We start from the raw sequence: 2634 nt of genomic DNA, 5'->3' as shown, positions 1-2634 counted from the left end.
TAGAGAGCGTCAAGCAGCATGGCCGGTCAGCGACAACTATCTTGGCCGGTCAACGGGGTAGTTGTCGTTGGGTATCAGGTCATATTTGACGTTGCTCCTTCATAGTTGTCGTTGCGTGATCGTGTAGTTGACGCTCGTCGTTACTGTGCAACGTTGCCGTCGTCAGGCAACTGGCCGCTGAACGGATTGGCAGGGTTGTCATCGTGTAATTGACGCCGCCGTGCATTCTGTTTGTCGCCGGCTTTGCGGCGGCGGTAGCTTTCGACGTTGAGTTCGAAGATCGTCGAGTGATGCACAAGCCGGTCGATGGCGGCGACCGTCATGCCGGGGTCGGGGAACACGTCATTCCAGCCAGAGAACGGTTGGTTTGCAGTTATCAGAAGACTTTTTCGCTCGTACCTCTCGGCTATCAGCTCGAACAGAACGCTGGTCTCGGCCTGGTCCTTGCGCGCGTACGACAGGTCGTCCAGGATGATCAGGTCAAAGCGATCCAGCTTGGCCAGCGCCGAAGGCAACTGCAGGCTCTGGCGCGCGGCCTGCAGCTTCTGGACGAGCTCGCTGGTACGCGTGAACAGCACGCGGTAGCCGGCGTCGATCAATGCATGACCGAGAGCCGATCCCAGGTGGCTTTTTCCGACCCCAGGCGGGCCGAACAGAAGAACCGTGGCGCCTTTCTCCAGCCATGACTCTCCGGTGGCTAGCGCTGTGACATGCGCTTTTGAGACCATCGGCACGGCGCCGAAGTCGAAGGTGGCGAGCGTCTTGGTCGGGTCCAGATGCGACTCGGTACGGTGCCGCTCGATGCGTCGTTTGGCGCGTTCGGCCAGCTCGTGCTCAAGCAGCGCGCCGAGCAGTCGTGCGGCCGGCCAGGCTTCCTTGTCCGAACGCTCAGCGAACTCGGGCCACAACCTGCCGATCGTTGGCAAACGCAGCTCGTTGAGCATCAGGGCCAGGCGGCCACCATCATGCGCGGGCGCGTTCATGCTGCCACCTTCTCAAGCAGTTCGTCATAGACGGCAACGGGCGGCATCTGAACCTCGACATCGGGGCACTGGGCCTCGCGGGGTGCGTACTGCTCACGCAGCGCCTTGAGATCGGGAAGCTCGCCGGCCTCCAGCATCGCATCAAGCTGCTCCGCCAGTACGGCCTCCACGCCGTGCAGGCCCGCGAGCTCAAGCAGGCCTACCATCGTCTTGCATGCGTCGCGCTGGGACAGGCGCGCATCGAGTTGTTCCCAGGTTCTGCGGTACGCCTCGCGCGGGAACAGGGCGTCACGAAACGCGAGCCCCTTGAATGCCTGGGGTTTGCGCTTCAGGGAGTCAATGAAGTGGCGGTAATCAAGCGCGTGGCGGTTGTCGTGCGCACGTGATCCCCGAGCGGTACTGTGCACCAGTACGCCGGACAGGTAACAGTCGAGCCGGTCGCCGTAGACGCGCACCTTCAGCCGGTGACCAATCAGGCGCGACGGCGCACTGTAGAGGATGCCCCGCACCGTGAACGTGCTGCAGCGGGTCACAGGAGCCTCCTCCTCGGCGAAGTCGGTGGTACGGTACTCCGGCAGATCCTGAAGCTGCTGGCGCTCGATACGGAACGCGGCGGCGTTGCGCCGGTTTCGACGCATCACCTGCTCGCGGATGAATTCATCGTAGGCGGCACGATCAGCGAAGTCGCGATGGCCACGCAGCATCAAGGCCTGATCGACCGCGTCCTTCAGATACCGGTGCGAGGATTCAACACTCCCGTTCTCGTGGCCCAGACCGCGATTGTTACGCGTGCCCTGCATCTCGTAGTGATCGAGCAGCGCCTTGTAACGGGTCGTGAAGTCTTCCTTCTCGCTCAGGTTCTTGAAGGCGGCTGACAGGCTGTCGGTGCGATGCTCGCGCGGGCAACCTCCCGCCTGCCATAGAGCGTTCTGCAAACCGTTGGCGAGGGCTTCGAAGCTCTCGCCCCCCTCAACCACGCAGGCATATTCCCAGCGCGAGAATGCCAGCACGAAGTGATACAGCCGATGCTCGAACGGCGCGCCGCCAATCGTCACGCACAGCTTGCTCATATCGGTGAAGTCAGACAGCCCGCGCACGCCGGGTTGATGCTCCTGGGGGAAGAAGATCTCCTGGCTGGGACCTTCGAGCGCCCGCCATTGAGAAATGCGTCGTTCCAGCGTGCGACGCATGCTGTCGGGATAGCAGCCCGGATGATCATCCTGAAGCTTGCGCAGGATCGTGATGCCCATCAGATGGGGAGCGTTACGCAGCAACGGCACGACTTCGCTGTCCCAGACATCGACGAATGGATCGGGACGCGTGCGCCACGAGCGCTGCGACTTCTGGGATGGCAACGTCGCGTCACGCTCGATTCGGCGTGCGCTGCGTACGCTTATTCCTGCCTTGGCGGCCGCGACTTCCTGCGGATGGTGTTTGCGCTTGTTCATGTAGAGGCGAACCTGTTGGTCGGTGATGCGGGTTCCAGACATGTGCTGACCGCTTCTTCTTTAAGAATCGATCAGCCATCCTATTGCCCCGCCGACGCGGCGCCGCCGGTGGTTCGTCGTCTCCGGCGGCTACGCCGCCTCCGACTCCTCACCACCGGCCAAAACAAACGTCAACGACCGGCCAAGATAATTGTCGCCGCCCA

Annotated in this window: 2 protein-coding genes; both read right to left on the bottom strand. The window is 62.3% G+C overall.

The window, feature by feature from the left end:
* Positions 1–140: 140 nt before the first annotated feature.
* Entirely contained in the window at positions 141–983 is an 843-nt protein-coding gene (istB, locus tag AB3X98_RS41895; protein WP_368607167.1) for an IS21-like element helper ATPase IstB, read from the bottom strand.
* Positions 980–2473 (bottom strand): IS21 family transposase, encoded by a 1494-nt coding sequence (gene istA / locus AB3X98_RS41890; RefSeq protein WP_368607166.1) that lies wholly within the window; start codon positions 2471–2473, stop codon positions 980–982. The genes istB and istA overlap by 4 nt, the downstream gene beginning before the upstream one ends.
* Positions 2474–2634 lie beyond the last annotated feature (161 nt).

The organism is Paraburkholderia sp. BR14312, assembly GCF_040948675.1.
Classification (GTDB): domain Bacteria; phylum Pseudomonadota; class Gammaproteobacteria; order Burkholderiales; family Burkholderiaceae; genus Paraburkholderia; species Paraburkholderia nodosa_A.
Note: the sequence above shows the minus strand (reverse complement) of the source record. Positions and strands in the feature narration are given on the sequence as shown.

Excerpts from the sequence above, each read along its gene's own strand:
- istB (WP_368607167.1), bottom strand. The coding sequence starts at position 983 with ATGAACGCGCCCGCGCATGATGGTGGCCGCCTGGCCCTGATGCTCAAC.
- istA (WP_368607166.1), bottom strand. The coding sequence starts at position 2,473 with ATGTCTGGAACCCGCATCACCGACCAACAGGTTCGCCTCTACATGAAC.